The sequence below is a fragment of the Dolichospermum sp. LEGE 00240 genome, from assembly GCF_015207875.1.
GTDB classification, from domain to species: Bacteria; Cyanobacteriota; Cyanobacteriia; order Cyanobacteriales; family Nostocaceae; genus Dolichospermum; species Dolichospermum gracile.
Genome location: NZ_JADEVZ010000007.1, coordinates 31,521 through 55,712 on the forward strand (window position 1 = coordinate 31,521; position 24,192 = coordinate 55,712).

At 37.7% G+C, this 24,192-nt stretch carries 28 protein-coding genes; 12 read left to right on the forward strand and 16 right to left on the reverse strand.

Annotated features, from left to right (window positions below; genetic code table 11):
• Positions 1–102 precede the first annotated feature (102 nt).
• Positions 103–678 carry a thermonuclease family protein gene (locus tag IQ226_RS03760; RefSeq protein ID WP_193892462.1) on the reverse strand — a complete coding sequence of 192 codons (576 nt, stop codon included), beginning with the start codon at positions 676–678 and terminating at the stop codon, positions 103–105.
• Positions 679–752: 74 nt separating this feature from the next.
• Between IQ226_RS03760 and IQ226_RS03765 the strand changes: the two genes are divergently transcribed.
• Complete coding sequence (locus tag IQ226_RS03765) at positions 753–968, forward strand: hypothetical protein (protein ID WP_193892307.1); 216 nt, start codon at positions 753–755, stop codon at positions 966–968.
• 172 nt (positions 969–1,140) lie between these two features.
• Here the strand turns inward: IQ226_RS03765 and IQ226_RS03770 are convergent, their stop codons facing one another.
• Positions 1,141–1,923, reverse strand: a complete 783-nt coding sequence (locus IQ226_RS03770; RefSeq protein WP_193892309.1) for an RNA methyltransferase — start codon at positions 1,921–1,923, stop codon at positions 1,141–1,143.
• A gap of 223 nt (positions 1,924–2,146) precedes the next feature.
• On the opposite strand from IQ226_RS03770, the gene IQ226_RS03775 reads away from it, so the two are divergent.
• A complete protein-coding gene (locus IQ226_RS03775) occupies positions 2,147–3,415 on the forward strand; it encodes a 6-carboxytetrahydropterin synthase (RefSeq protein WP_193892312.1) in 1,269 nt (422 codons plus the stop codon).
• A gap of 141 nt (positions 3,416–3,556) precedes the next feature.
• Here IQ226_RS03775 and IQ226_RS24880 read toward each other — a convergent pair whose 3' ends face one another.
• The 8 genes from IQ226_RS24880 to IQ226_RS03815 all read right to left on the reverse strand — a co-directional run bounded on the left by IQ226_RS24880 (position 3,557) and on the right by IQ226_RS03815 (position 9,661).
• Positions 3,557–3,733: a type II toxin-antitoxin system Phd/YefM family antitoxin gene (locus IQ226_RS24880; RefSeq protein WP_228039223.1), complete on the reverse strand. Its 177-nt coding sequence runs from the start codon at positions 3,731–3,733 to the stop codon at positions 3,557–3,559.
• Between the two features lie 301 nt (positions 3,734–4,034).
• Positions 4,035–4,289 (reverse strand): type II toxin-antitoxin system VapB family antitoxin, encoded by a 255-nt coding sequence (locus IQ226_RS03785; protein ID WP_228039224.1) that lies wholly within the window; start codon positions 4,287–4,289, stop codon positions 4,035–4,037.
• 11 nt (positions 4,290–4,300) lie between these two features.
• Positions 4,301–5,275 carry a PrsW family intramembrane metalloprotease gene (locus IQ226_RS03790; protein ID WP_193892315.1) on the reverse strand — a complete coding sequence of 325 codons (975 nt, stop codon included), beginning with the start codon at positions 5,273–5,275 and terminating at the stop codon, positions 4,301–4,303.
• Positions 5,268–6,188 carry a class I SAM-dependent methyltransferase gene (locus IQ226_RS03795; RefSeq protein ID WP_193892318.1) on the reverse strand — a complete coding sequence of 307 codons (921 nt, stop codon included), beginning with the start codon at positions 6,186–6,188 and terminating at the stop codon, positions 5,268–5,270. Before IQ226_RS03795 ends, IQ226_RS03790 begins: the two co-directional genes overlap by 8 nt.
• Before the next feature lie 268 nt (positions 6,189–6,456).
• Positions 6,457–7,140: a Crp/Fnr family transcriptional regulator gene (locus IQ226_RS03800; RefSeq protein WP_193892321.1), complete on the reverse strand. Its 684-nt coding sequence runs from the start codon at positions 7,138–7,140 to the stop codon at positions 6,457–6,459.
• 91 nt (positions 7,141–7,231) lie between these two features.
• Positions 7,232–8,404, reverse strand: coding sequence for a HetZ-related protein 2 (locus tag IQ226_RS03805; protein WP_193892324.1), 1,173 nt, complete (start codon positions 8,402–8,404; stop codon positions 7,232–7,234).
• A gap of 507 nt (positions 8,405–8,911) precedes the next feature.
• Positions 8,912–9,259: a carbon dioxide-concentrating mechanism protein CcmK gene (locus tag IQ226_RS03810; RefSeq protein ID WP_168645179.1), complete on the reverse strand. Its 348-nt coding sequence runs from the start codon at positions 9,257–9,259 to the stop codon at positions 8,912–8,914.
• A gap of 90 nt (positions 9,260–9,349) precedes the next feature.
• Positions 9,350–9,661, reverse strand: a complete 312-nt coding sequence (locus IQ226_RS03815; protein ID WP_104388181.1) for a carbon dioxide-concentrating mechanism protein CcmK — start codon at positions 9,659–9,661, stop codon at positions 9,350–9,352.
• Positions 9,662–9,802: 141 nt separating this feature from the next.
• On the opposite strand from IQ226_RS03815, the gene IQ226_RS03820 reads away from it, so the two are divergent.
• From IQ226_RS03820 to IQ226_RS03835, 4 genes are all read left to right on the forward strand, one after another.
• A complete protein-coding gene (locus tag IQ226_RS03820; RefSeq protein WP_193892327.1) occupies positions 9,803–10,690 on the forward strand; it encodes an alpha/beta fold hydrolase in 888 nt (295 codons plus the stop codon).
• Between the two features lie 45 nt (positions 10,691–10,735).
• A complete protein-coding gene (locus tag IQ226_RS03825) occupies positions 10,736–11,155 on the forward strand; it encodes a YeeE/YedE family protein (protein WP_193892330.1) in 420 nt (139 codons plus the stop codon).
• Positions 11,156–11,370: 215 nt separating this feature from the next.
• A complete protein-coding gene (locus tag IQ226_RS03830; protein WP_193892333.1) occupies positions 11,371–11,799 on the forward strand; it encodes a DUF6691 family protein in 429 nt (142 codons plus the stop codon).
• A 90-nt stretch (positions 11,800–11,889) separates the two neighbouring features.
• On the forward strand, positions 11,890–12,114 hold the full coding sequence (locus IQ226_RS03835) for a hypothetical protein (protein ID WP_193892337.1): 225 nt from the start codon (positions 11,890–11,892) through the stop codon (positions 12,112–12,114).
• Positions 12,115–12,463: 349 nt separating this feature from the next.
• Here the strand turns inward: IQ226_RS03835 and IQ226_RS03840 are convergent, their stop codons facing one another.
• Positions 12,464–12,976: a hypothetical protein gene (locus IQ226_RS03840; protein WP_193892339.1), complete on the reverse strand. Its 513-nt coding sequence runs from the start codon at positions 12,974–12,976 to the stop codon at positions 12,464–12,466.
• A 215-nt stretch (positions 12,977–13,191) separates the two neighbouring features.
• On the opposite strand from IQ226_RS03840, the gene IQ226_RS03845 reads away from it, so the two are divergent.
• Positions 13,192–13,563, forward strand: a complete 372-nt coding sequence (locus IQ226_RS03845) for a zinc ribbon domain-containing protein (protein WP_193892343.1) — start codon at positions 13,192–13,194, stop codon at positions 13,561–13,563.
• A gap of 22 nt (positions 13,564–13,585) precedes the next feature.
• On the opposite strand, the gene nblS is transcribed toward IQ226_RS03845, so the two are convergent.
• Positions 13,586–15,598 (reverse strand): two-component system sensor histidine kinase NblS, encoded by a 2,013-nt coding sequence (nblS, locus tag IQ226_RS03850; RefSeq protein WP_228039225.1) that lies wholly within the window; start codon positions 15,596–15,598, stop codon positions 13,586–13,588.
• A gap of 320 nt (positions 15,599–15,918) precedes the next feature.
• Between nblS and IQ226_RS03855 the strand changes: the two genes are divergently transcribed.
• The gene (locus IQ226_RS03855; RefSeq protein ID WP_193892346.1) at positions 15,919–16,512 is read left to right on the forward strand and encodes a cytochrome b/b6 domain-containing protein; all 594 of its coding nucleotides are present in this window, start codon (positions 15,919–15,921) and stop codon (positions 16,510–16,512) included.
• Positions 16,513–16,537: 25 nt separating this feature from the next.
• On the forward strand, positions 16,538–17,245 hold the full coding sequence (locus IQ226_RS03860; RefSeq protein WP_193892349.1) for a molybdopterin-dependent oxidoreductase: 708 nt from the start codon (positions 16,538–16,540) through the stop codon (positions 17,243–17,245).
• Positions 17,246–17,366: 121 nt separating this feature from the next.
• On the opposite strand, the gene IQ226_RS03865 is transcribed toward IQ226_RS03860, so the two are convergent.
• Both IQ226_RS03865 and IQ226_RS03870 read right to left on the reverse strand, forming a co-directional pair.
• Complete coding sequence (locus IQ226_RS03865; RefSeq protein ID WP_193892352.1) at positions 17,367–18,602, reverse strand: hypothetical protein; 1,236 nt, start codon at positions 18,600–18,602, stop codon at positions 17,367–17,369.
• Between the two features lie 84 nt (positions 18,603–18,686).
• Positions 18,687–19,535 (reverse strand): CemA family protein, encoded by an 849-nt coding sequence (locus tag IQ226_RS03870; RefSeq protein ID WP_193892355.1) that lies wholly within the window; start codon positions 19,533–19,535, stop codon positions 18,687–18,689.
• A gap of 300 nt (positions 19,536–19,835) precedes the next feature.
• On the opposite strand from IQ226_RS03870, the gene IQ226_RS03875 reads away from it, so the two are divergent.
• Complete coding sequence (locus tag IQ226_RS03875) at positions 19,836–20,579, forward strand: DUF561 domain-containing protein (RefSeq protein WP_193892358.1); 744 nt, start codon at positions 19,836–19,838, stop codon at positions 20,577–20,579.
• An 83-nt stretch (positions 20,580–20,662) separates the two neighbouring features.
• Here the strand turns inward: IQ226_RS03875 and IQ226_RS03880 are convergent, their stop codons facing one another.
• Together IQ226_RS03880 and IQ226_RS03885 are read right to left on the reverse strand one after the other, a co-directional pair.
• A complete protein-coding gene (locus IQ226_RS03880) occupies positions 20,663–21,337 on the reverse strand; it encodes a Uma2 family endonuclease (protein WP_193892361.1) in 675 nt (224 codons plus the stop codon).
• Between the two features lie 175 nt (positions 21,338–21,512).
• Positions 21,513–22,661, reverse strand: a complete 1,149-nt coding sequence (locus IQ226_RS03885) for a DegT/DnrJ/EryC1/StrS aminotransferase family protein (RefSeq protein ID WP_193892364.1) — start codon at positions 22,659–22,661, stop codon at positions 21,513–21,515.
• A 149-nt stretch (positions 22,662–22,810) separates the two neighbouring features.
• On the opposite strand from IQ226_RS03885, the gene fetB reads away from it, so the two are divergent.
• Complete coding sequence (gene fetB, locus IQ226_RS03890; protein ID WP_193892367.1) at positions 22,811–23,587, forward strand: iron export ABC transporter permease subunit FetB; 777 nt, start codon at positions 22,811–22,813, stop codon at positions 23,585–23,587.
• Between the two features lie 227 nt (positions 23,588–23,814).
• Entirely contained in the window at positions 23,815–24,183 is a 369-nt protein-coding gene (locus IQ226_RS03895) for a 2TM domain-containing protein (RefSeq protein WP_193892370.1), read from the forward strand.
• Positions 24,184–24,192: the final 9 nt, after the last annotated feature.

A 24,192-nucleotide genomic window follows, 5' to 3' on the forward strand; every position in this document is an offset into this window, starting at 1 on the left:
GCGTTAAAAATTGTTGTTGGGGCAAGGGAACAGGGAACAGGAAGAGAGTTTTGAGTGATTTTACTTTTATTCACATACCTTTAAATTTTTCTGTTCACCTACTTAATCTCTAACTTGTCTCTTTATTTTCCGATAATCCCAAGGGTCAACAAATTTTTTATCGCTCCAAACCCCAATTTTTTGCTGTTGGGCTTGTGCTTCGGCTTGTTGTACTATGTCCTTGTCTGGACATTTGCTCAAGTAAGAACGATATACTTTAGCCAATCCTTCTTGTAGTAAAACTTGCTGTAAAAATGTGCCATCTTTTAAACGTACTTCGGCAATTTTTCTGCCATAGCGATCGCTATCTGTGATATTTAACTGTACACGATTATCTGTTTGTTTGATCAGTTCCTCTATCCGTATTTTTGCTTTCATCCCCCAAGCAAACTGATTGACATCTTTAGTAATTTTACTCTTTTTTTCTTTCTGAGAATGGGGTATTTCTGGAGCATCAATACAAGCAAACCGCACTGTGAACTTTTTACCATCAGCATTTTTCAATACTAATGTATCACCATCACTGACTCTCTCAACTGTATCACCTTGATGAGGAAACAGGCGATCGCACGCCATTAAACTCAAGGTAATAGTAGCTATACCCAGCCAGATTAAGCCTTTTTTCACAAATTTATTCATGTTCATATAGAAGGTTGGATTAGTCACTGCAACTTACCATTACATACATCAATCTTGATTCTCTTATGAAGATTATGAAACCTATTAAAGACTCTCAAAGCAATTCTGTTGATCAAGATATACAGGAATTCCTCAATCAGTTAGAAGATACTATGCCGGATCATGTCATATCAGATATAGATAATTCTACAAACAAAGAAAGTAATGAACACACTCATACTTTTGATCTAGCTGCTTGGGAAGATGCAATTGCTGATATTGAACAGTATTTAGAGCAAAAAAACAAATAGGAGTTCGGAGTTCGGAGTTCGGAGTCAGAAGAAGGAGGGAGGCAAGAATAAGATTAAATTTGGGAAAGTGAGCGATAAATGAACGGTTTCAACGCTGGTTCTTTGCACCTAATTCACCTTTCTAACCCGAAAAATCTTGATTCATTCAGGTTTTCGGCTGATACAGCAAACCCTACTGAGAAATTTTCTGTCTTTGAGCTTCATACAACATTAAAGCAGCAGTGATGCCTACATTCAAGGATTCGACTCCGGGACTGAGGGGAATTTTCACCTGGATATCCCCTAATGCGGCTAAATCTGCTGATAATCCCGCCCCTTCGTTACCCAATAATATTAAACTAGGTTTACGCCAATCTACTTGCCAATAGGTTAAATCGGCATTAGGTAAGGTAGCTATTACCTGCATACCTGCTTGCTGACTTTGCCGGACGGTAGTTTGCAAATCTGCACTTACAGCCATATTTAAGCGAAACCATTGTCCAGCAGAAGCCCGTAAAACCTTGGGATTATCTAAATCTACACTATCTTCACTTAACCACAAACCTGATGCACCTGCGGCTGCGGCTGTGCGAATCATAGTTCCCAAGTTACCAGGATCTTGGACAGTTTCTAAAGCCAGAACTAAGCCAGTGCAAGGAATTTGTCTTGGTTGTGCTTCTCTTTGAGCAATAGCCACTATACCATCAGGATTGACAGTTGTAGCCATTGCTGCTAGAACTTCTGGACTGACAATTTCCACCCGATAGCACTGACGACAAATGACTTCCCAGAGTTGGGAATGTGTCTCATGCCATTGTGAGGTACAACATACCGCATCTAAGGGATAGGAAACCGCACAAGCTTCTTCCAGCAAATGTGTTCCTTCTAATAAAAATAGTTGTTGCTTATTTCTCTCCTTTGTGGAGTGCAACTTGCGGATTTGTTTAACTAAAGAATTTTGTAAACTTGTGATCACAATCTTAGATTTTAAATTTCGGATTTGAGATTAATCCAAAATTGATATACAGAACCCCGGACTTGAACCCGTTCGTTAATCTCAATCTCCGATTATAGCGTTACTTGTATTGACTCAATTACCAAGTATTTTCGGAAAACTCAGCGATCGCTAGGTAACAAATTGGTTTATGCTGTAAATAGTCAAAGTTTAAGAAATATTAAATTCTCTCCCCAGTATACTCATGCAATGTATTGTTAATCGCCGTGATCAGTTTTCAGCAGTTGGTCGGTATTGGTTCCCCGAACTGAGTGAAATCGAGAATTTAGAAAAATTTGGTGCTTACTCGAAATTTCCTGGACACGGACACAACTATGTCTTGTTCATCTCTATGATTGGGGAATTAGATGAGTATGGTATGGTACTAAACTTGTCCGATGTGAAGCACGTCATCAAGAAGGAAGTTACCAGTCAACTAGATTTTTCCTATCTCAATGATGTGTGGACAGAATTTCAACAAACTCTCCCCACGACGGAAAATATGGCGCGAGTGATTTGGGAACGGTTAGCACCCCATTTACCTGTGGTGCGCGTCCAGTTATTTGAACATCCTCAACTTTGGGCAGATTATCAAGGAGAGGGAAAACAAGCTAATTTAACCATCAGGACTCATTTTAGCGCCGCTCACCGTCTAGCACCTAACCTCAGTGTTGATAAATATGGTAGATGTACTCAGACTCACGGTCATAATTATCATCTAGAGGTGACTGTAGCAGGTGAAATAGACTCCCGGACTGGCATGATTGTGGATGTGGCTGCTTTAAATAGAGTGGTGGAAGATTATGTGGTGAAAATATTTGATCACTCTTGTGTAAATGAGGATATTCCTTATTTTGCCGATATTGTCCCCACTACAGAGAATATTTCCCGTTACATTCATGGTCTCTTAGAATCACCCATTGATGAATTAGGGGTGAAGCTATCCAACGTTAAACTGTTTGAAAGTCATCAGCTTTGGGCAGATTATTCGGGTCAGAGTATGGAGGGGTATTTGAGTATTAGCACTCATTTTAGCTCTGCTCATAGATTGGCACACCCTGATTTAAGTTTGGCAAAAAACACGGGAATTTATGGTAAATGCGCCCGTGTAAATGGACATGGACATAATTATCAATTGGAAGTAACGATAAAAGGGGATATTGACTCCTCTACGGGGATGGTGATTGATTTGGGGGCTTTAAATCAGATAATTACAGATTACGTGATTGAGCCATTTGATCATACTTTCTTAAATAAAGATGTTGCTTTCTTTAATCAAGTTGTGCCAACTGCGGAAAATATTGCTCTTTATATTAGTAATACTCTGCGATCGCCTATTCAAGAATTAGGTGCAACTCTTTACAAAGTTAAATTGGTGGAAAGTCCCAATAACGCTTGCGAAATCTATGCGGCTGATTCTGAATCCATATCTGTTAATGCAGCAGTAAGTCAACCAGTATTGGCAATAGTTTAAACCTATCCAGATCCCTGACTTCTCAAAGAAGTCAGGGATCTATATTGCTAACTCCTCTTTTAATTCAGCTAATGTTTGAGGAGTTTCTATTGTTGTTTCAGCCCATTCTAAAGACCGAAATAAACGTTGAGCGTTTTCAGGTTATCTTAATAAATAAACACACTCTAATAAACTAGAAAGTTCATCTTCGGCAATTAACGCCACATTTTTATGATTACGACGTTTAATTACTACAATTTCCCGTTGGTCATACACCTGATCTAAGATAGTTGCTAAATTCAACTTTGCTTGCGAGTAGGTGGTTTCTTTGCTTAACATTCTCTTTTTTCAGAAGTTGTACAACTATATTGTACAATGTACTGCTTTTGTTGCCAAAATTGCAGTTTATTGATATGGGTATTACAAACCAAAAATCATGGATGCTGCTGTTTTTAAAGTATTAATAATTTTTAACTACAAGGACAATAGCTGCATATCAGGCATTTCCAAAAGTTGATTACCCAACTCATCAGGTAACTCGATTTTAACTTGCATAAAATTCTCCTTAGATTTCTCAAAAATTAACAACAGTAGAATCAATAATTAAACTCAGACATTACACAGGTATCAATTAGATAGGTCATAGTTCAAAATTTCTGCCTGTGTCTTTATCACGTTCAAACAATAAGGCGATATCATCTTCGGCAGATTCTTCATCTATAAAACGTAATCGCTCAAATAAAGGCAGTTCCTTTTTTTGTTGCTGCAAGTAGTTGGATAATATGTTTATGACTGCTTCCTGTGCATTTTCATAGTGACTGACTGCGATAATTTCATTAATTAATTCATCATCTATTGTGATAATGGTCATTGTTTTATTCTCCGTTGTTTTCATAATGCTAATTATCAGTTAAACAAATGCCGACGACCGGCTAAACTGCGTAAATAACGATAAATTAACCAAGCTAAAAGTCCTAAACCAAAATTGAATAATAGTTCTTGGACTATAAACCAGAAAATTTTCGGATCAAACCAAAGTTCCCACCGCAAAGGACTAATTTTTCTGGAGAGAATCAATAATCCAAATAGAGAATTTCCGCCTAGTGATAGGATTAACAATACTAAACCTCTTTGCCAAGTGCGGGCTGAAGATGTACGTCCAGAAATTAACTCTAAAGGATGTTTTTTCTGGAGTTTTCGCAGTAGTTGTTCCAACCCCCAAAACATCCATAATAGTACAGGAAATAAACAATAAATGAGTAAATTTGTAGGTCGTGAAAACCTCACAGAAATAGATAAAATATTGACTAAAGCATGAAAGAAAACAGAATTTAACCAAGCAATAAGAACTAAATGCCGATGGCGATTTAACCTTTTACTGGCAGAAATATATATTGCTAAAGCGTATCCCCAAGGAGCAGAAAACATGGCATGGACTGGTGTGCCAATGCTACGGTCGAGAATGGAAGATGTGCCGTGATATAAATAAATCCAGGTTTCTTCGGCTGTGAAACCTAAAGCTACGGCTATGGTAAATAAAAAAACTGTAGTCGTTCGCAGATGATACTGACGTTGTAAATAGGAAATGGGCAGAATAACTGCTACTAATTTACAACCTTCTTCAATGGGAGCGATCGCTAATATTTGCCGAAAAACGACCCCAGAAAAATGACGCTGAATCTGCTGCCAGTCTAAAACCCGGTTAGCCACATTTTCCATAGCCCATTCTAAGCCCAGAGCAGCAAAACCAGAGATAGCACCAATAGTGAAGAAAACCCATAAACTGAACCAAGGTGGGGCGGCAGGAGTTCTGCGGTAGTAAAACCACAAAAACAGCAGGGGGGGAATAACTGCCCACAACACTAAATATAAATTAGCCACTCACCTGAGCAATGATAGTACGGTGACGCGGACTATTGCTAGTAATAGTAGGAAGTTGGAAACCTGCCCCAGTTAAGGCTTGTTCAATATCCAAACTGAAATATTCATCTAAATAAGGTTCGGTACTTTTAAGCAACGTCAAAATATAAGTTGGCATTTTTTTGTAAATTTCCGATTTGGGATTCATGTCCATAATTGCTAGGTGTCCACCGGGACGTAAAATACGTCTAGCTTCAGCAAAAATCTGGTGAGTTGCTGATTGAGGTAATTCATGACACATCAAAAAAATCGAAGCTAAATCAAAGGAAGCATCTGCTATGCCTGTAGATTCTGCTTGACTATGTACCCAGTTAATTTGGGTTTGACGTTCTTGGCTACGATAGTTAGCTACAGCTAGGAAGTAAGGAGATAAGTCTAAACCGGTAATTTTAGCATGGGGATAAACTGCCTGGAGGGCAAAGGTACTCATCCCCACGCTACATCCTAAGTCTATAATATCTTTTGGCTGCTCAGAAATAGAATTTTTGAGGATATCGTGAAAGCTTTGGCGAAGTTTTGCGTCACCTTGATTTTCCGGTTGCTGCCAAATCCTAGAGTGGACAGCATGAGCCGCAGATTCTACTTCAAAAGCTGCTTGCCAACTGAGATTTCCGGTTTCATAGGCGTGGAATGAGGTGACGTAGTAATCTGGGTAGTTTAGCTGGGGATTTTGGACTTGCGCTAAATCGCTTCCCCAATCACGGGTTTGCAGTTTCTCTACTTCCTTTGTCCAAAATACACCAATTTTTTCAGCCCGTTTAATCATCATTTGTCTAGCTCGGTGTTTAGCAAAATTAGCTACGGGTTTAATGGCCAAGATGCTATTAACAAAATGGGACGCTAAATCAGGTTCGGTCTTGATGGTAGTAGTCATAAATCAATTTTCTCTGGAACACTCTTTTTAACTTATGACATATTGGCTGGATTTGAGTCTATATCTGGTTAAATTTGCTATCTGTCATCCCCCTTTTAAGTTTATTAGAGGTAAAATGCCCCGTTTTGGTACTACCCTCTTCAAAAACCTTGCACCTATTTTCCTTGTCGGATTTGGAAAATTGAGGATATCCGGATAGTTGAAACTGTCACCTGTCCCCTGTCCCCTGTCACCTACCCTCACAGACAACTTATTCAGCAAACCCTACTTAGAGTTTGCTGGCTAAAGCCGCGAGTCGTGTATAGTTAATCAGATTAATGGTGTTGTTAGCAGTATCAATTTTAATCCATTCTTTTTCAGAGAGTTTTTCCATGATTTTGGTTGTTTCTTCCAGGGTGATTTCTGTCACTTCTGCCAAATCTTTCAGGGGAATGTTAAAAATTTTCTGGCCTTGTTCTGATGCTTGACTATAACTATCGGTTAAACTTACTAAGACATGGGCAAGTTTAACCGCAGGTGGTGACAAACGCATTTGTAACCGCAGATTAATTTGACGAATTCTGCCTACCATCAGTTGCAGCATTCTATGATGTAAATGTGAGTCTTTAAACAGGATTTGAATAAAACTCTCCCTAGAAACACTTAGTAGTTTTACTTTGGAAAGGGAAACAACGTCCGTTGATCTTGGAAATTCATCTAAAACAGCCATTTCTCCAAAGAAATCACCTGGTCCTAAAATTGCTATGGTGACGGATTCTTCCACCTTGGTGCGGCGAACTTTTACCCAACCGGAAACAATAAAGTAAACTGCATTACCCCAGGCATCTTCCATTAAAACAGCCCGTCCTGATGGGTAATCATGTTCGGTTGCTATATTCAGCACCCATTCTCTGGTTTCTGGGCTGGATGTACTAAAGAGTGGAAAAGTATCAATAATAATATCTTTTTTCATTATATCTAAGGAAGGATGGTAAGTAGGGAATAGGTAAGGGGCAGGGGCTTTCTAGGAGGGGTAGGGGCGAAACTCTGTCTACAACAGGTTTTTACTTCTGACTCCTGACTCCTGACTCCTGACTCCTGTGATAATTCTGACTTCTCAGAGTTTGGGCGGCAAGATAAATTTTCGTCCATTCACCTAGAACTTGATGATTTTTAAGTTGTAGTTGTTGGGCTATAGTTTCTATGGAGTTACCTGCTTTGCGGAGGTTGAGGATTTGTTGTCCTAGAGGGGTAATTTTTTCTGGGAGTTGTTGCCATTGGGTTTCTGTTAGCCCTAGATTATGTTCTTCTAGGGAGATAGATAGCCAGTTATCAATTAGTTCTGGTTGATCTTTGATGGCAAAAACGCGGACGGCATGATAACTGAGTTTTTCCCGGAGACGATATACTTCTTTGATAGGTTTTTGGAGTTGTTTGGCAATTTCTTCTGGGGATTTACCTTGCAGATACAATTGCAACCAGTCTACTGCGTGTTGTCCAATATTTTCTAACAGGTATTGTTCAAATTTTTCCTGTATGAGTTGACGGTTGACTATTTGTTCTTCTAGGTGTTGGGTTTCTTGATATTGAGCGATCGCCTGATTATCAACTAAACTCACTGGATTGTCGTTGTTTTCGGTGAGAATTTCCTCGGAAACAAGTTTCACTAATTCCCTGCTAGGTACTTGTGTCAAGCCTCCCCGCTGCATCCGTCGCAGGTAGTTAACAAAGCGGTACATTAAAATTGGTTGATTCCGCACAGGGCGCAAACAATATTCTTCGATGCTGGCAAATAGTAATGTGTCCCGCAATCTTTTGTCCGTTGTTAATGCGGTAATGTGAGTCATTTGTTGTTGGATATATGAATCACTTTGCATCAGTTCTTGGAGGACTTCTTGCAGCACATCAACAACACTCCGTTGGCGATCGCGGCTGAGGGATATCCACGTTTGAATTTTGTTTCTGACTGCCACTACACTACCCAATCGGCTAATCAGTTGACGATAAGCCTTTTCTCTGCCCATACCTAAATAACGTTTGTGCAGAATTCGCCACCGATATTCCATTGCTTGTTTAGCAATTTCTAATTCTTTTGGGTTAAGTAAATTAAACCTTTCTAAATCTACTCCCAAAAGCCAGTTAAGAATACTTTGTCTGGTAGCCTGACTTTGTTCTGGACATTCTGCACTTAGTCGCTGTTGCCAATATTGAGCTAGATTTGCCCCATCTGTTGTCATAGCGATATTCCGCTCCTCGAAATTAGATTTAGCGATTTAGTAGCAGGTAATAACTCCTATTTGATTCGTTCAATAGACCCCAATACCGAATTAAGATGAAACTACATTGAATAAGATTTCAAAAATAATTAACCGTAGATAGAGACGGATGAATTAATGAATTTTATTTCAAGATTCAGCCGTTATGAAACTATGAAGATCATCCGACAGGTTACGTAGTTAGGAGGTACAAAATCTAAATTTAAACCTAGACACAAAGCCATTTTTACTCCTGACTCGGTGACTCCTAACTCCTGAATTCTGCTGTAATATCGCTAGTTAGGGAAAGAGGGAATAGGAAGTCACTTGATTTTGGATTGACGTTAGCGAAGCGTACGCAGCGCAGCGAGTATGTTTTCGTCCTCAACTATGGGGACTTATACCAAACTTTTTTCATCTAAAATCTAAACTCTAAAATTCCCAGTCACTACCCATTACCCATTACCCATTACCAGCCGAAAATACCAATTAGCCTCTAGACGCACCAATAATGGGATTTTCCACAGAATCTCGATATTGTTGAACGTCTGCTGTATAAGCAATTGGCAATACAGCTTCTACGTTTTCGTGGGGACGGGGAATAATTACCCAAGATTCGAGAGTACCACCATAAACTTTTTCTACAGCATCCACACCGGCTGCCATAGCGGCTTTGACTTCAGAAACGTCACCACGAATATTGACGGTAAAGCGAGCGCTACCAACTCTGATATAACCAACGAGGGTAACTCGACCGGCTTTTACCATTGCGTCTGCTGCTGCGAGAACGGCGGGAAAACCCTTGGTTTCTAATGATCCAACAGCTTGTAGTGACATTTTTAATCTCCTGTTATGAATATAAAAAGTTATAGGTTGCTACAAATTATGTTTATGAAGCTGGGCTTCAATTTTTGATAGCGAACTTACTTAGAAAATACGGAAAGGTTCAGATTTGGACGTGAAGTGGATCGGTAAAACTGTTTCTACATTTTCCGGGGGATTGGGAATAATGTAGTGGGTAATAACCTGACCACCATAGGCTGCTTCACCAGCCACAATACCAGCCGCTACGGCTGTTTTTACTTCGGCTACCTGTCCTCTGACAGCAACAATCATACGGCCACTTTCGGCTATACCGTAGTATACCAAAGTGACAGCAGCGGCTTTAACCATAGCATCTGCTGATGCTAAGACTGCGGGAAAGCCTAATGTTTCAATTGCGCCAACTGCCATTGGCATGGCTTGAATCTCCTACTTTTGGATAACCGATTCTTATTTTACGGGGATTGTGTACCTATTTTTATTTTTGCGGAAATTTTCTTTTTTAATTTATCACTGGGTATTGGTCATGATGGTACGCATGGATGTACACTGGAATTTATGTTTCCAAGTTTTCTTCCTGCTGCCGTTGGTCAACTCACAGAACCAACATCCATCGCTTTGGCTCGAAATATCCAAAGTCAGGCGATTCTTGCTCATACCGCCAATGAACCCATTAATACCACTTATATCCAACAAGGTCACGGTGGTACACCGATTTTATTAATTCATGGTTTTGATAGTTCGGTGTTAGAATATCGCCGACTTTTGCCGTTATTGGCGGAAAAAAACCCAGTTTGGGCTGTGGATTTATTGGGATTTGGCTTTACAGATAGATTACCGGGGATTGCTTACAGTTCTGAAGCCATTAAAACCCATCTCCACTCGTTTTGGCAAACCCTGATTAACCAACCTGTGATTTTGGTGGGTGCATCAATGGGTGGTGCTGCGGCTATAGATTTTACCCTCACCTATCCAGAAGCAGTAACACAACTGGTATTAATAGATAGTGCGGGATTAAAAGGTAATTCCCCATTAAGTAAATATATATTTCCTCCTTTGGACTATTGGGCAACGGAATTTTTGCGGAATCCCAAAGTGCGTAAAAGCATTTGTCGAACTGCGTACAAAAACCCTGATCTCATCTCTGAGGATGCTTTGTGTTGTGGAGAATTACACTTACAAATGCCTAATTGGACTCAAGCCTTAATTGCTTTTACCAAAAGTGGCGGTTATAGCGCTTTTAAATTTCCCCAACTTGCCCAAATTGAGCAACCAACTTTAATTTTATGGGGCGATAGTGATAAGATTTTAGGAACTGGGGATGCTCCCAAGTTTGCCAAAGCTATTCCCAAAAGTAAGCTAATTTGGATTAAAGATTGTGGACATATTCCTCACTTAGAACAAGCGCAAATTGTCGCTCAAAATATATTGGAATTTGTGAATTAATTTCATAATTCATAGGTTTTATCAGAGGATAAATAGTGAATTATTATGGCTGAATTTAACTGGATTAACGGTCTAATTGGGGGTATCCTCATTGGTATCAGTGCCACTATTCTTTTAGCATTTAATGGTCGGATAGCTGGAATTAGTGGTATGGTTAATGGTGCTATCAGTTTTAACAAAAACGATGCTTGGCGGTGGTTGTTTCTGTTAGGAATGTTAGCTGGTGGTGCTATTTATGAATTTGTCTTGTCAACCCAACCGACTCCTACTTCAAAGTTTGCACCCTTAACAATGATTATTGGTGGCTTTATCGTTGGTTTGGGGACGAGAATGGGAAGCGGTTGTACCAGTGGACATGGAGTGTGTGGTTTAGGTCGTCTGTCAGTGCGATCGCTTGTAGCTGTCTTGACTTTTCTTTCCAGTGCTTTTGTAACTGTATTTATTGTCCGTCATTTGTTAAATTAAGTTGGTTAAAAATAGCTGATTTATTAGTCATTAAGTAAGCATTCAGCTATCAGTGGTCAGCAGTCAGCTAAAACCAGATTTTAGGGGTTTTGAAGTGGGGAGACTGATATCAGTAATTAATATTCAGAATGCTGATCAATTCAATTCTTGCTGATAGCTGTTCGCTTACGGCTGAATGCTTACGTCATTAATTTTACCCCAGGAGTAAAGTAACCATGAATACTAAACAATATTTGACAATTTTTATTTCAGGGTTATTATTCGGGTTGGGTTTAGGGTTTTCTCAGATGATAGATCGAGAACGAGTTATTGGTTTTTTAGATTTAGCTGGAGTTTGGGACCCGACACTGTTGTTCGTTTTGGGCGGTGCTGTTACTGTAACTTTAATCTCCTTTCGCTTTGTATTAAAACTTCCTCATCCGTTATTAGACGATAAATTTTATTTACCTACTCAGAAAAATATTGATTCATCTTTAGTTGTAGGGGCAGCAATTTTTGGTATTGGTTGGGGGATTTCTGGCTATTGTCCGGGACCAGGAATTACTGCTTTAGTATTAGGCATTTTCAATCCTGTATTGTTTTTAATTGGTTTAATTATCGGTTCTTTAACTTATAAGTTTTATAGAGATTTTAATAGTCAATAGTCAAATGTTAATAATTAACCAATTAATATATAAATTGAGGAAAAATTTTCAACAAATCTTGCAATATATAACATTTAGGAAAATAAACTCATGAATTTATCACCAAATACAGAAAACGCACAACCTGTTACTGAACCAATTCAGATTGCTTATTTTATTGATATTCTTTGTATTTGGGCATATATTGCTCAAATTCGGATTGATGAATTGAAATCTACCTTTAAAAACCAAATAGTGATTAATTATCACTTTGTTTCCGTATTTAGAGATGCCCGTCACAAACTAGAAAACGGGCTATCGGGTTATGGAATCTAATATTCGGGAATTAATTTACAATGTACCTGGAGAAGCATCGTGGTGCTAAATCTCTAATAGATTTGATTACTATCATAATGGCAGTGGTCGAAACTAGATTTAAGAAAATTAAACCTCCTGGTGGAAAATTTATCTCTAGTTTTTCCCAAAATCTATTATGAGACTTAATATGCCTGACTTTGCTGTATTATTGTAAGCATTCAGCCGTCAGCTATCAGCCAGAATTGAATTGATAAGCATTCTGAATATTAATTACTGATGTCAGTCTCCCCACTTCAAACCCCCCTAAAATCTGGTTTTAGCTGACTGCTGACCACTGATAGCTGAATGCTTACTTATTATTCTCACTTCAATCATACAACCAAGTATTTTTAGAGAAATCCTCACTATCTTGATTGGGTTTTTCTTGCAGTCTTTCTATTGATCTATGGGATTTTTTGTATTGGATGGATTTGGAAATTTGACTACCTTGTTGGCTCAGTTGTGGATAAGATGGTGGAGTAGGTTGTTTTAAAACCTTGATTTCTTGTAGCAACTGAGAGTTAGAATCTGCTAGTTGTAAAGCGGTTTGTTTTGTTTCCGAAAGTTCCTTTGTTAACCGTTCTACCAATGCTTCTTTTTCCGAAAAAGCTATTTGTAAATCACTAATTTGTTTGATTAAAGTAGATTCTTTTTGTTGTAATGTAGAAACTGTTTTTTGCAATTCTTTAATATTGGCTTCTAGTTCTAACTGATTATTATCCGGTTGTACTTGGGTTTCCAATACTGCTTCAGCCGAAACTTCAATTACAGGTTCACCTTGTAGGGGTGTAAATTTTGTAGTTTCTTCTTGTATTAAATTAGAAAGATTTTTTTTAGGCATTACTTTATCAACTCCAATTACGCCGTCATTATTTAATTATACGTCTGGAAGTGACAATAAAATCTCAGATTCCTAATTTATTGTAAAAATTGGATTTCAAGAATTATTGACCGTAGATAAACGCAGATAAACGCAGATAAATACGGATGAATTATTGATATTAGTCCAGATAATAGCTAAAATTAAGATGTTTACTTATCTATCCTTTTTCTGTTTTGGCTACTATACCTTGTCCTCGTTGTCATCAAATTATTGATAGTCAAGCAATTACTTGTCCTCAATGTCGCTTATTGCTGAAAGCTTACGGACATCCTGGTATTCCCTTGCACCACGCTCAGGGAAATGATTATTTATGCGACAGTTGTAGTTATCATTTTGATCATACCTGTAATTTTCCCCAATATCCCTATGCTCAAGATTGTCCTCTCTATCAAAATATGGAAGAAAGGACATTAGAATTGCAAAAGCAAGATTCTCATCATAGCTTGAGTACAAGGGTGAATAATTGGATTAAACACCATCAAAGTTGGTTATTAATATTAGCTTTGCTATTAGTTTGTTTATTAATAACTTTGTTTAATTCTTGATCTGATGGTATTGTTTTTACTCTTAAAGTTTGTGTACTTCTAAGGTTTCTGGGATAGTTTCCACAGTTGATAAAATCTCTTCCTCAAATATTTCTAAATCGAACCAGAAAGTAGTCCCAATACCAACTTCACTTACCAAATTAACTTGACTGTGATGTCTGTCCATAATGTTTCTGACAATTGATAAACCTAAACCTGTTCCTTCTAGAGTATGCACTCTATTTTCTACACGAAAGAATCGGTCGAAAATTGCTTGTTGATCTTCTGGTGCGATACCAATTCCTGTATCACTAATTTCAATTCTCACTTTACCAGCATGATGGTGAGAATGAGAATTAGCATCTAGTTGATAGGCACGAATAACTACCTTACCACCGGCTAGAGTAAATTTAAGAGAATTACCAATTAAGTTACCAAATACTTGCAGTAATAAATCATAATTGCCTAAAACAAAAGGTAAATCAGGATTAAGTTCTTGATATATTTCAATACATTTATCTTTGGCATTAAGCTGATAGGTACGTAATGTCTGTTCTATGGCTTGTGGTAAATCTACTTTATCAAAGGTGTAACTTCGACCTGATTCAAGTTTTGATAAATCTAAAACGTCATTAACTAAACGGGTGAGTCTATCAGTTTCATTATTAACTGTTTGCAGAAATTCTTTGCGTTCATCAATCCCTAGATCTTCACCATAATCATGTAGGGTTTCAATATAGGTTTTAATGTTAAATAAAGGTGTACGTAATTCGTGAGAAATGTTGCTGATAAATTGGCTTTTTGCTTCATTTAGTTCTACCTCCCGGCTAATATCTTGGACGGTGATAGCTATGCCTTTAATACTTTCTCGTTGCAGGTTGAGAACTGTGGTTAAAACAATGCGAATTGTGCGTTGAGTAGGTTGTTTGAGGAGGATACGAAATTCGGCACTTTCACATTCACCTGCTGCCATTTCATACAAAGTCCGGGATATTTCCATTTGGACACTATGGGGTAAGTGATGCAGGATATTACTACCAACCACATCCACTCCTTCCCAAGCAAAAATCCGTCTGGCGGTGGGATTGACTAATATTACTTGCATATTATTATCAATCAAGACTGCACCATCAGCAATGGTGGAAACTAAGGTTTCTAATTTAGCTTTTTCGGCAGTTAATTCTTCAATATTTTGTTCTTCATAACGTTCTAGCCGTTCTGCCATTTCATTAAAGCTGAAAATTAGTTCTCCTAGTTCACCACCTAGAGGTATATCTATCCGTTGTTTAAAGTTTCCAGCCGCAATTTGTTTAACACCTACTAGTAATTCTTTAATAGGTTTAGTAATAGTTAAAGCATTAATTACTCCTGCTAAAATCACCATAACCCAAATTGTGATAAAAACGGCAATGGTAACATCACGGGTGAAATTAGTAGATATGACTGCGGTTTGATTAGGGTTAATACCAACTGCTAACACACCTAAGTATTTTTTATTGACTATTAAAGGCACAAATACATCTGTAACTGCGCCATCGGGGGTGTTATGCTGCCTGACCATTGGCTGGTCTTCATTGCCAGGATAATCTTCTGGTAGTTGGATATGGCGCTTAATGGTGAGGGAGTTTTCTACCTCTGGTTCCCAAAAGGGAAGACCAAAAAAGATTTGCCCAGTTTCATCAGCGTATAACATATAACGCACGCTAGAGGTGGCGCTGAAAAAACGTTGAGAAAATTGGGCAACTTCAGTTAAATTGTGATCGGCAATGAGGGGGGCTACATTTGCCCCCAGAAGTAGTCCGAGATCACGACCAAAGCGGGTATCATTGAGACGTGCATCTTGCTGAATTGTGTTTACAGCCCAGAAGGTCAAACCACTCATAACTAAGGAAACCATGAGGGTGGCAACAGCTAGGAGTTTAGTCTGAAGGGTGAATTCTGACCACCAATTGGCGATACCTGCGGCGAGGGATGCGTTGCCTTTGGCCAGTGCAGCGATCGCTTTTGACGCGCCGGAGACACATTCATCTCGGAAATTTCTGAAAATAGCCAGCATCTTAAAATATAAGTGTTAGTAAGTAGTTGGACAAAATTAAATTCAATGGGGTTGTTAGAGAAAAGGGAACAGAAAGACAATGTATGTAATTAATTTTGTCCGATTACCTCTTCTTTCCTAATTTAACTATGTTTTTGCAGTAATGGTGAAAACTAAGCTGCAACAGAGGTTATGTGATGTGACTATTACAATGTAAAATCAGTAATAATCTCAGATTCAACATCAAGAATATTTTGACTTTCCCAGTTGAACTCACATTCTAACTCAGTAAATTATTTTCCAAATACTTGTAACCGAATTAAAATTTTTCTATCCTATTTATGACTTCTCCTGAAATACCCCGCAAATCACCCAGTCAAGCGATCGCTGCGAGAATTTTTCACGCTGGCAATGTCATCAGTTTATTGATTATGATCACCAGCGGCTTGCAAATTTACAATGCCAACCCTGTCTTTGGTGGGCGTGGTGGATTAAGTATTTTTCCCCTGTTTACTTTAGGTGGTTGGTTGGCTGGAGGTAGAGATTGGCATTTTGCAGCCATGTGGCTATTTTCTATCAATCTGTTTTGCTATGGAATTTATATTTTTGCTACCCAACGCTGGAAAAAAAGATTTGTTAGCGACAAAGATATCAAGGCATTACAAAAAACTCACAATCACCAACGTTTAAACTATGCTTGGCATCGAATTATTTATACAGCCATCATTCCGATTTTATTACTAGCAATATTGACAGGTACAGGAATGTATAAACCTGCTCAATTTTCTTGGATAGTTGATATTTTTGGCAGTTGGCAAGCATTAAGAATTGCCCACTTTGCTTCTGTACCAACAGTGGTAATATTTGTCTGTCTTCATTGGCAATTGGGACAGAAGGTAGGCGGAAATGCCCTGACAAAATCTATGTTTTGGTAAAAAATAATAACATTGAGGAATCAAAATGAATAATCATGAATTTGCACGGAGAAAGTTTTTGCAAATTTCCGGTTTGTCGAGTATGAGTTTATTACTGGGTGGTTGTGGTACACCCATACTTGCAGATTTTGTAGGTAAACTTTCTGAACCCCTCAATCAGAAATTGGAAGAGTTAATATTTCAACCTCAAAAGCTAGTTCCAGAATTTTTACCTAGTCAAATTGAACCAAGCAAATTAATAATTAATAGCTTTAAATCTACACCAATTATTGATTTAGAAAAATATCGTTTAATTATAGATGGTGAAGTAAATCATCCTCTGAGTTTGAGTATGGCAGATATTCAAGCCTTACCTCTGACTTCTATGATTATTCGTCATGTTTGTGTAGAAGGTTGGGCAGCAATTGTACAATGGGGTGGCATTCGTTTGCGGGAAATTATTGCCCTTTCTCAACCTAAATCTCAGGTTAAATATGTCTATTTTAAATCAGCAGATGGTTATTATGAAAGTTGGGATATCGCTTCAGCTTTACACCCACAAACCCTATTAGCTTATCAAAAAAATGGTGCAGCTTTGCCTGTGGAAAATGGTGCGCCTTTGCGATTAGCTTCACCCATTAAACTTGGCTATAAACAAAGTAAATGGGTAACACGAGTTACCCTCACTAGTAAATTATCAAATGCTAAAGGTTATTGGGAAGATATGGGTTATGAATGGTTCGCTGGATTGTAAATTGAAGAAGGAGTCAAGAGGTAGGGGCGCAGGGCCTGCGCCCATTCAGGAGTATGGCTAACGCCACGCTGCACCCATTCAGGAGTTCAGGAGAAAGAAAATTATCCAATAACCAATTACCTTATTTTTTTACTAAAATATAGGCATTTGTATATTCAGGTAATTTTTGAATATATCGTTCAAAATCTTTTTCACTCGCAAAAGTTCCTGCTAATAAATCCAGTTGATAAAGGTTGGGTAAAAATGCCCCACCTGTATCAGCAATTACGCCCATTTTTAACCGTTTTTGATTGTCCTCAGTGACAATTATTCTACCTAAACCAATATTTAGTACATCTCCTGCAAATGTTACTCCTGGTTTGATGGATATTTTCGCATCTATTTTATATCCATAACCTTTAATTGCATCAACTTCTTGAAAATACCAATAACGCTTTTGTGCAGTGGCTTTTAAACCTCGAATATAGGAGATTCCATTATTTTTGTCTACGTTCAAAAACTCTTTAGTTCCATCAGTAAAATTAACTAAAACAGTTCCCTGCATTAGTGCTGCCTCTAAACCATTGCGAGTTAAATAAGCAATAGGTTTAACTTTGCCAAATTCCTTACCTCCAGGTTCATAAATACCTGATAAAACATCTTGTTTAGTATATTGGGTGTAAAATTTATCTTGACTTACTTCTTCGTTAATAGCATAAATTGGTGTATTGTATTTAGAAGTTTTTTGTCGAGAACCGGGATGAATAAAAGCTGCATATTTAGTAATTCTTAATTTTTTCTGTTGGGGACTTTCTGGGTTATAGGCAGACCATTTAATTACGCGAAAATTGGTATTAATAAAGTTAGGATCTTGTAACCGAGTTGTCCGTTTATTAGAAATGTCTTCTTCTAAGACGACAATCATAAAATCTAATGTTTTTAGAATATCTTTAACGGTAACTCCTTGAGTTACTAAGATACCTGTGCGTTGAATATCGGGGTCTTCTTGAGAGTATTTTTGAAAGTATTTTCTAGTATTGGTGAGTACGGTTAATAAATCAGCTTGATTAAAACTTATGGGGTTATTTGGTAATTTTCCTGCTGTCAATACTTGATTAGAATTAATACTATATTGATATTTTTGCCATTCATTAATAACTGAATAAAATGTGGACTTTTCAGTATTTTTAGCATTTATATTAGATGGTTTTGGCGTAGGTAAATTATCAGCAAATCCTTGAGAATTTCCTATTTGGGATAATGATACATTTTTCACAATTTGTGGTTGTTGAATTGGCTGCTGATTAGTGAAACTAATTACCAATAAAGCAGTAATAAATGCTGTAATTTTGAATTTTTGATTAAATAGAACACGCATAATTCATGAAGACCAACAATGATTATGTCCCATTTTAGCATTCTCGGAAATGTTGACAATGGGAAATATGCCCAATTATGATGATTAATCATTCATTTCCTTTAAGGTAGCTAATGCTGAAGGTGATAAACGACTAAGATAGCGGAATATCCAATATTTAACTATAGTGTCTAAAATTACAGGAAATGTGGCAATGAACATAAAGATATAATTTCTATTTGCTGGTAAACCTAAGTGTTCTGTAAATCCTTCCAGAATTACTTCCCACCCATGGGGTGAGTGAAAGCCAACAAATACATCTGTAGATAGGATAATTAAAAAAGCTTTAGCACTATCGCTTAAACCATACACAACTTGATCTATAAAGTGTTGAAGAGAAATAATATCTTTTCTACTAAAAACAATAACCAGTGCAAAAGCAATTAAGGCTATAATATCAGCAAAGATATTACTAATGGCGTTGGTACTTTTATGTTGAAATTCTGCTGCTAGTTCTATGGCTTTGGCTTTAATCTTGGATTCTCGATTTTCTGGAGAAATTTTAGTTTCTGAATCCAGTAAACTTTCAAACTTTAATTTCGCCGTAAATATTTTTAATTCATGAAAGGCTTTTTCTTCCATTTCTTGATTAAGAAAAATTTGCCCGGAGTGATCGTTTCTCAGGTTTTCTACTATGGGAAGAATAAGCAGGTGTTTGGATAGTTGATGAGTTAGCAGGGGAATTATAACCAATAATAATAAGAATTTGATGGCTATAGTTGTCCGCTGTCTGGATATTTGATATTTTTTAATAAATTCTTGATCTGCATTTGGAGATATATCAATGAGAATTTTCTGGAATGTTTTTCCGATTGATCTGGGAAATATGCCGGTTTTTAAGAATGTAAATGGTTGTGAGGAAACATCTTGATTAGATCGTGATGATTTTTTCATGGTAGGATAAATCAGAGGTTAGATGTAGCCATGATCAATGCCTACAACTATAACCATTAAACAGGTTAATGTTCAACTATAAAATAAATACTATTTTATTGTAGTGTATTACCATATTACCAGTTTGATCTAATTGAACTGAGAGGGTGGTTGAAAATTTAGAACAATGGTAAAAACACCTCTCAGTATGGGCTAAAGGCGTGATTTGTCAAAAAATCTTAATATATTTTCCCAATTGAAGTAGGATGACTATATTTAGTGTAAAAATATTCCTACTGAAAATAAGCTGCAAAAAAAATTATGACTATGTATCCTCACCTGAAACGTGCATTCGCTCATCCTGTACTCAAGGTAATTAGCGGTTTGAATAACTTCAATACTGCTAGTGTGGCTGCGACTGTGAAAGCGGCTGATTTGGGTGGTGCGACTTTTGTGGATATTGCTGCTGATGTGGATTTGGTAAGATTAGCGAAAAGCTTGACTAAATTACCTATTTGTGTATCTGCGGTTGAACCGGAGAAGTTTGTCACTGCTGTGGCTGCTGGTGCTGATTTGATTGAAATCGGTAATTTCGATTCTTTCTACGCCCAAGGACGCAAATTTGAAGCTGCTGAGGTTTTGGAACTAACTCGCCAAACCCGTGCCTTGCTGCCAGAAATTACCCTATCTGTAACTGTTCCCCATATTCTTACCTTAGACCGACAGGTACAATTGGCTGAAGATTTGGTGAAAGCGGGTGCTGATATTATTCAAACTGAAGGTGGTACTAGCAGCAGTCCCATTCACTCCGGTACTTTGGGTTTAATTGAAAAGGCTGCTCCGACTTTAGCCGCTGCTTATGAAATTGCTCGTGCGGTTTCTGTGCCTGTACTGTGTGCTTCTGGTATTTCCAATGTTACTGCACCTTTAGCGATCGCCTCTGGCGCTGCTGGTGTTGGTGTCGGTTCTGCTATTAACCAACTCAATAGCGAAATCGCCATGATTGCTGCTGTGCGTAGTTTAGTTGAAGCTTTAGCGACTGCAAATATTCGCACATTTGCGTAAAAGGCAAAATGACAAACTAAGCTAATCACAGCTTAATTTTATTCAATGCAGTGCGTTACTTTTTACTAACGCACTCTACATAATTACAAAGTGTCTAAATCAATTCCTTTTGCTTGTAATTTGGCTAATAATTCCTGATATTGCCCAATAGCGACTTCTTTTTCTTGACGTTCTTGTTCAGCTACTTGATTAAGTTCCACAGTTGTGAGAAACTTTCTTCCATCAGGATAATAAATTTCTAAATTATCAGGTGTAATTTCAAAACGTATTCTCAATCTTGGACTTATCCAACCATTAATATTTTCAACTACTGTAAAAGCATCTTCAGCAAGTATAAATCCAGATAATTCTAAAGTATCAGGATCATAAATATAATATTCTTTTACACCATAACGTTGATAAAAAAGGGATTTATTAATCATCTGGGGAGTGCGATTTCCCGGAGATAAAATTTCAAAAACTACCTGGGGAGGAATATTATTTTCTTTCCATTGTTGATAAGAACCTCTATCTCCTTTCGGTCTACCAAACACTACCATCACATCAGGTGCTTGACAAGTTTTGACACTTCCCTCAACAGGATACCAAAGTAAATCTCCAGCAATAAATACATCATCTTGTGATGCAAATAATATTTCTAAATTTTCTTTAATTTTAACAATCCATTGATATTGTTTGGTATTATCTGCCATTGGTTGACTGTCGCTGTCAGGGTAGATGATTTCTGGTGTGGTTTCTGGTGCTAATTGCTGTACCATAGTGGACATCTCCTATCGGGATAGATTCCTATGCTGTATTAATTATATAGTAATCCAGAGATGCAGATACCCGAATTATTGAACGTAGATAAACGCCCATCAACGCAGATAATAAAAAATATTGAAGAGATTGGGTAAATTAGATGGGGTGCATTTATCACACCCCAACAATCATTCAAGATAAACAATTTTTCAACGTATCAATGACTTTATCTTGTTGTTCTTGCTCCAATTCTGGGAACATGGGTAAAGATAAAACCTCTTGACTTGCTTGTTCTGCTACTGGCAGTTGTCCTGATTGATAACCTAAATTTTTATACACTGGCTGCAAATGTAAGGGTAAGGGATAGTAAATCATGGAATTAACCCCCTGTTCCTGCATTTGATTTTTTACGGAATCTCGATATTTACCGCTGGCACCATTGCGTCTTTCTCCAGAAATCCGAATAGTGTATTGATTCCAAACACCAACTCCCCCAGGAAATTCTTGGGGGACAACGATATCAGAAACTTGGCTGAGGTGTTGGTAATAGTAATCAGCGATTTGCTTACGTCTAGAGTTCCAAAGATCAAGATAGCGCAGTTTAATTTGCAGAATTACGGCTTGAATGGCATCTAAACGACTGTTGACACCGATTTCCTCATGAATATATCTTACCTTACTCCCATGTTCGCGCAAAACTCGTAGTTGAGTAGCGATCGCTGGATCATGCGTGGTAATTGCCCCACCATCACCGCAACCACCAAGATTTTTGGTAGGGTAGAAACTAAAACAACCAACATGGCCAATACTGCCAACTTTTTGATCTTCCCAACTTGCACCGGTAGCTTGAGCGCAATCTTCAATTACTCTTAAATTATGAGCTTTGGCAATCTCCATTAATCCTGTCATATCCACAGGGAGTCCAAATAAATGCACTGGCATAATTGCCTTGGTTTTCGATGTAATCGCTGCTGCTACTTTTTCTACATCTAAATTAAAGGTAGTCCCATCAATATCTACAAATACTGGTGTTGCCCCGACAGCGCTGATAACTTCTGTGGTCGCAAAAAAAGTAAAGGGTGTGGTAATAACTTCATCCCCTGCCCCAATTCCTAAAGCGCGTAATGCTAAAAATAGAGCATCAGTACCAGAGTTACAAGCTACGCATTCACTGACACCATGATAAGCTGCAAACTGTTGTTCAAAATCTGTAACTGCTGGACCACCAATGTAACGCCCAGAAGCCAGAACCGCCAAGACAGCAGCACTTACTTCAGTTTCAATGGTGGCATATTGTTGTTTAATATCAAAGGCGGGAATCGAATTTACACTTTTAATCATGAGTTTTTATTTGTAAAGGAGTCAGGAGTAAGAAGTCAGGAGTCAGGAGTCAGAAAGAAGATTTTTCCCTTCCCTCTCCTGCGACAACCGGATTTAATTTTTTCAACTACTTATGCTAAAGTTTTCAATCGTTAAGAGGTAGATAAATTATGCCAGAGCTAATCAAGTTAGATATGGTAGATTTGGCTTTAGCGATGGGTTTAATGGCTGTTGCCATTGGCATATCGGCATGGGAGAAATTAGGACTAGAATTAAATTTAAGCGTAGCTACTGGTAGAACTATCCTCCAACTACTTGTACTAGGATACATTTTCGACTTCATTTTTGCCGTTAACAATGTTTGGGCGGTAGTGGGAATTTTAGCAATAATTCTGACAATTACGGCAATTATTACTCGCAACCGCATCAGTCAAAAAATTCCGCAAGTCTTACCTTTAGCCGGAAGTGCGATTTTTGTCAGCACGTCCTTAACATTGCTTTACACCAATTTTTTAATTATTCAACCAGAAAGATGGTATGAACCACGTTATATCATTCCTTTAGCTGGCATATTGCTAGGTAATGCCATGAATGCAGCAGCAATAGCAGGAGAACGTCTAGTTAGTAGTATCAACCAATTTCCTAGGGAAATAGAAACCCATTTAAGTTTAGGTGCGACTCCTGAACAGGCGATTAAGCCCTACCGCAAAGAAGCGATTCGGGCTGCAATTATGCCGACTTTGAATCAAATGATGTTGATTGGTATGGTGACAATCCCAACCTTTACCAATGGACAATTATTAGCTGGTGTCACACCCCTAGAGGCTGTATCCTATGAGATTGTAATTATTTTTATGGTAGCTGTCAGCAATTTGTTAACAACAATTTTAATTACTAAAGGCTTACGTCGGCAGTTTTTTAATTCTGCTATGCAGTTGGTTAGGTAATAGGTGATTGGTGAAAAAATTTTCAGAAATGGCTAACGCCACGCTAGGCTATCAGGAGATTTTAAATCCCTTAATGAATTTGTGTTTATAAATACTACATCAATTATTTTTTCAGATATAAAATGTGTTTCTAAACCGTTCTTAGGCAAATATATTTTTAATGATTGTGTGGCTACCGTTTCAAAAATAACTCTCAAAAGTATTTTTTACCATCTTAGGTATTGATAATGACTTACAACTCAGAGGAAATGCAGCAGATTCTCGAAGTAGCTTTTAGACAAAAGCAAAAGGGAGAATATACAAGGGAACAAATTATAGAAATAGCCTCAGAATTAGGTGTTTCTTCAGAGTCGCTACAAGCTGCGGAACAAGAATGGTTGAAAAATAATGTAGAAGTAAAAAAAGAGGAAATGTCTAATAGTCAACAACGGAAAGGTTTCAAATCTCACCTATTTACTTTTCTGGCAATTAATGGTTTTTTGGTGCTGTTAAATTTGGTAGTAAGTCCTGGATATTTCTGGGCAATTTATCCCATATTAGGATGGGGATTAGGTTTATTATTGCATGGAATGAAGGTTTATATTAGTAATACCTAAAAGAGATCC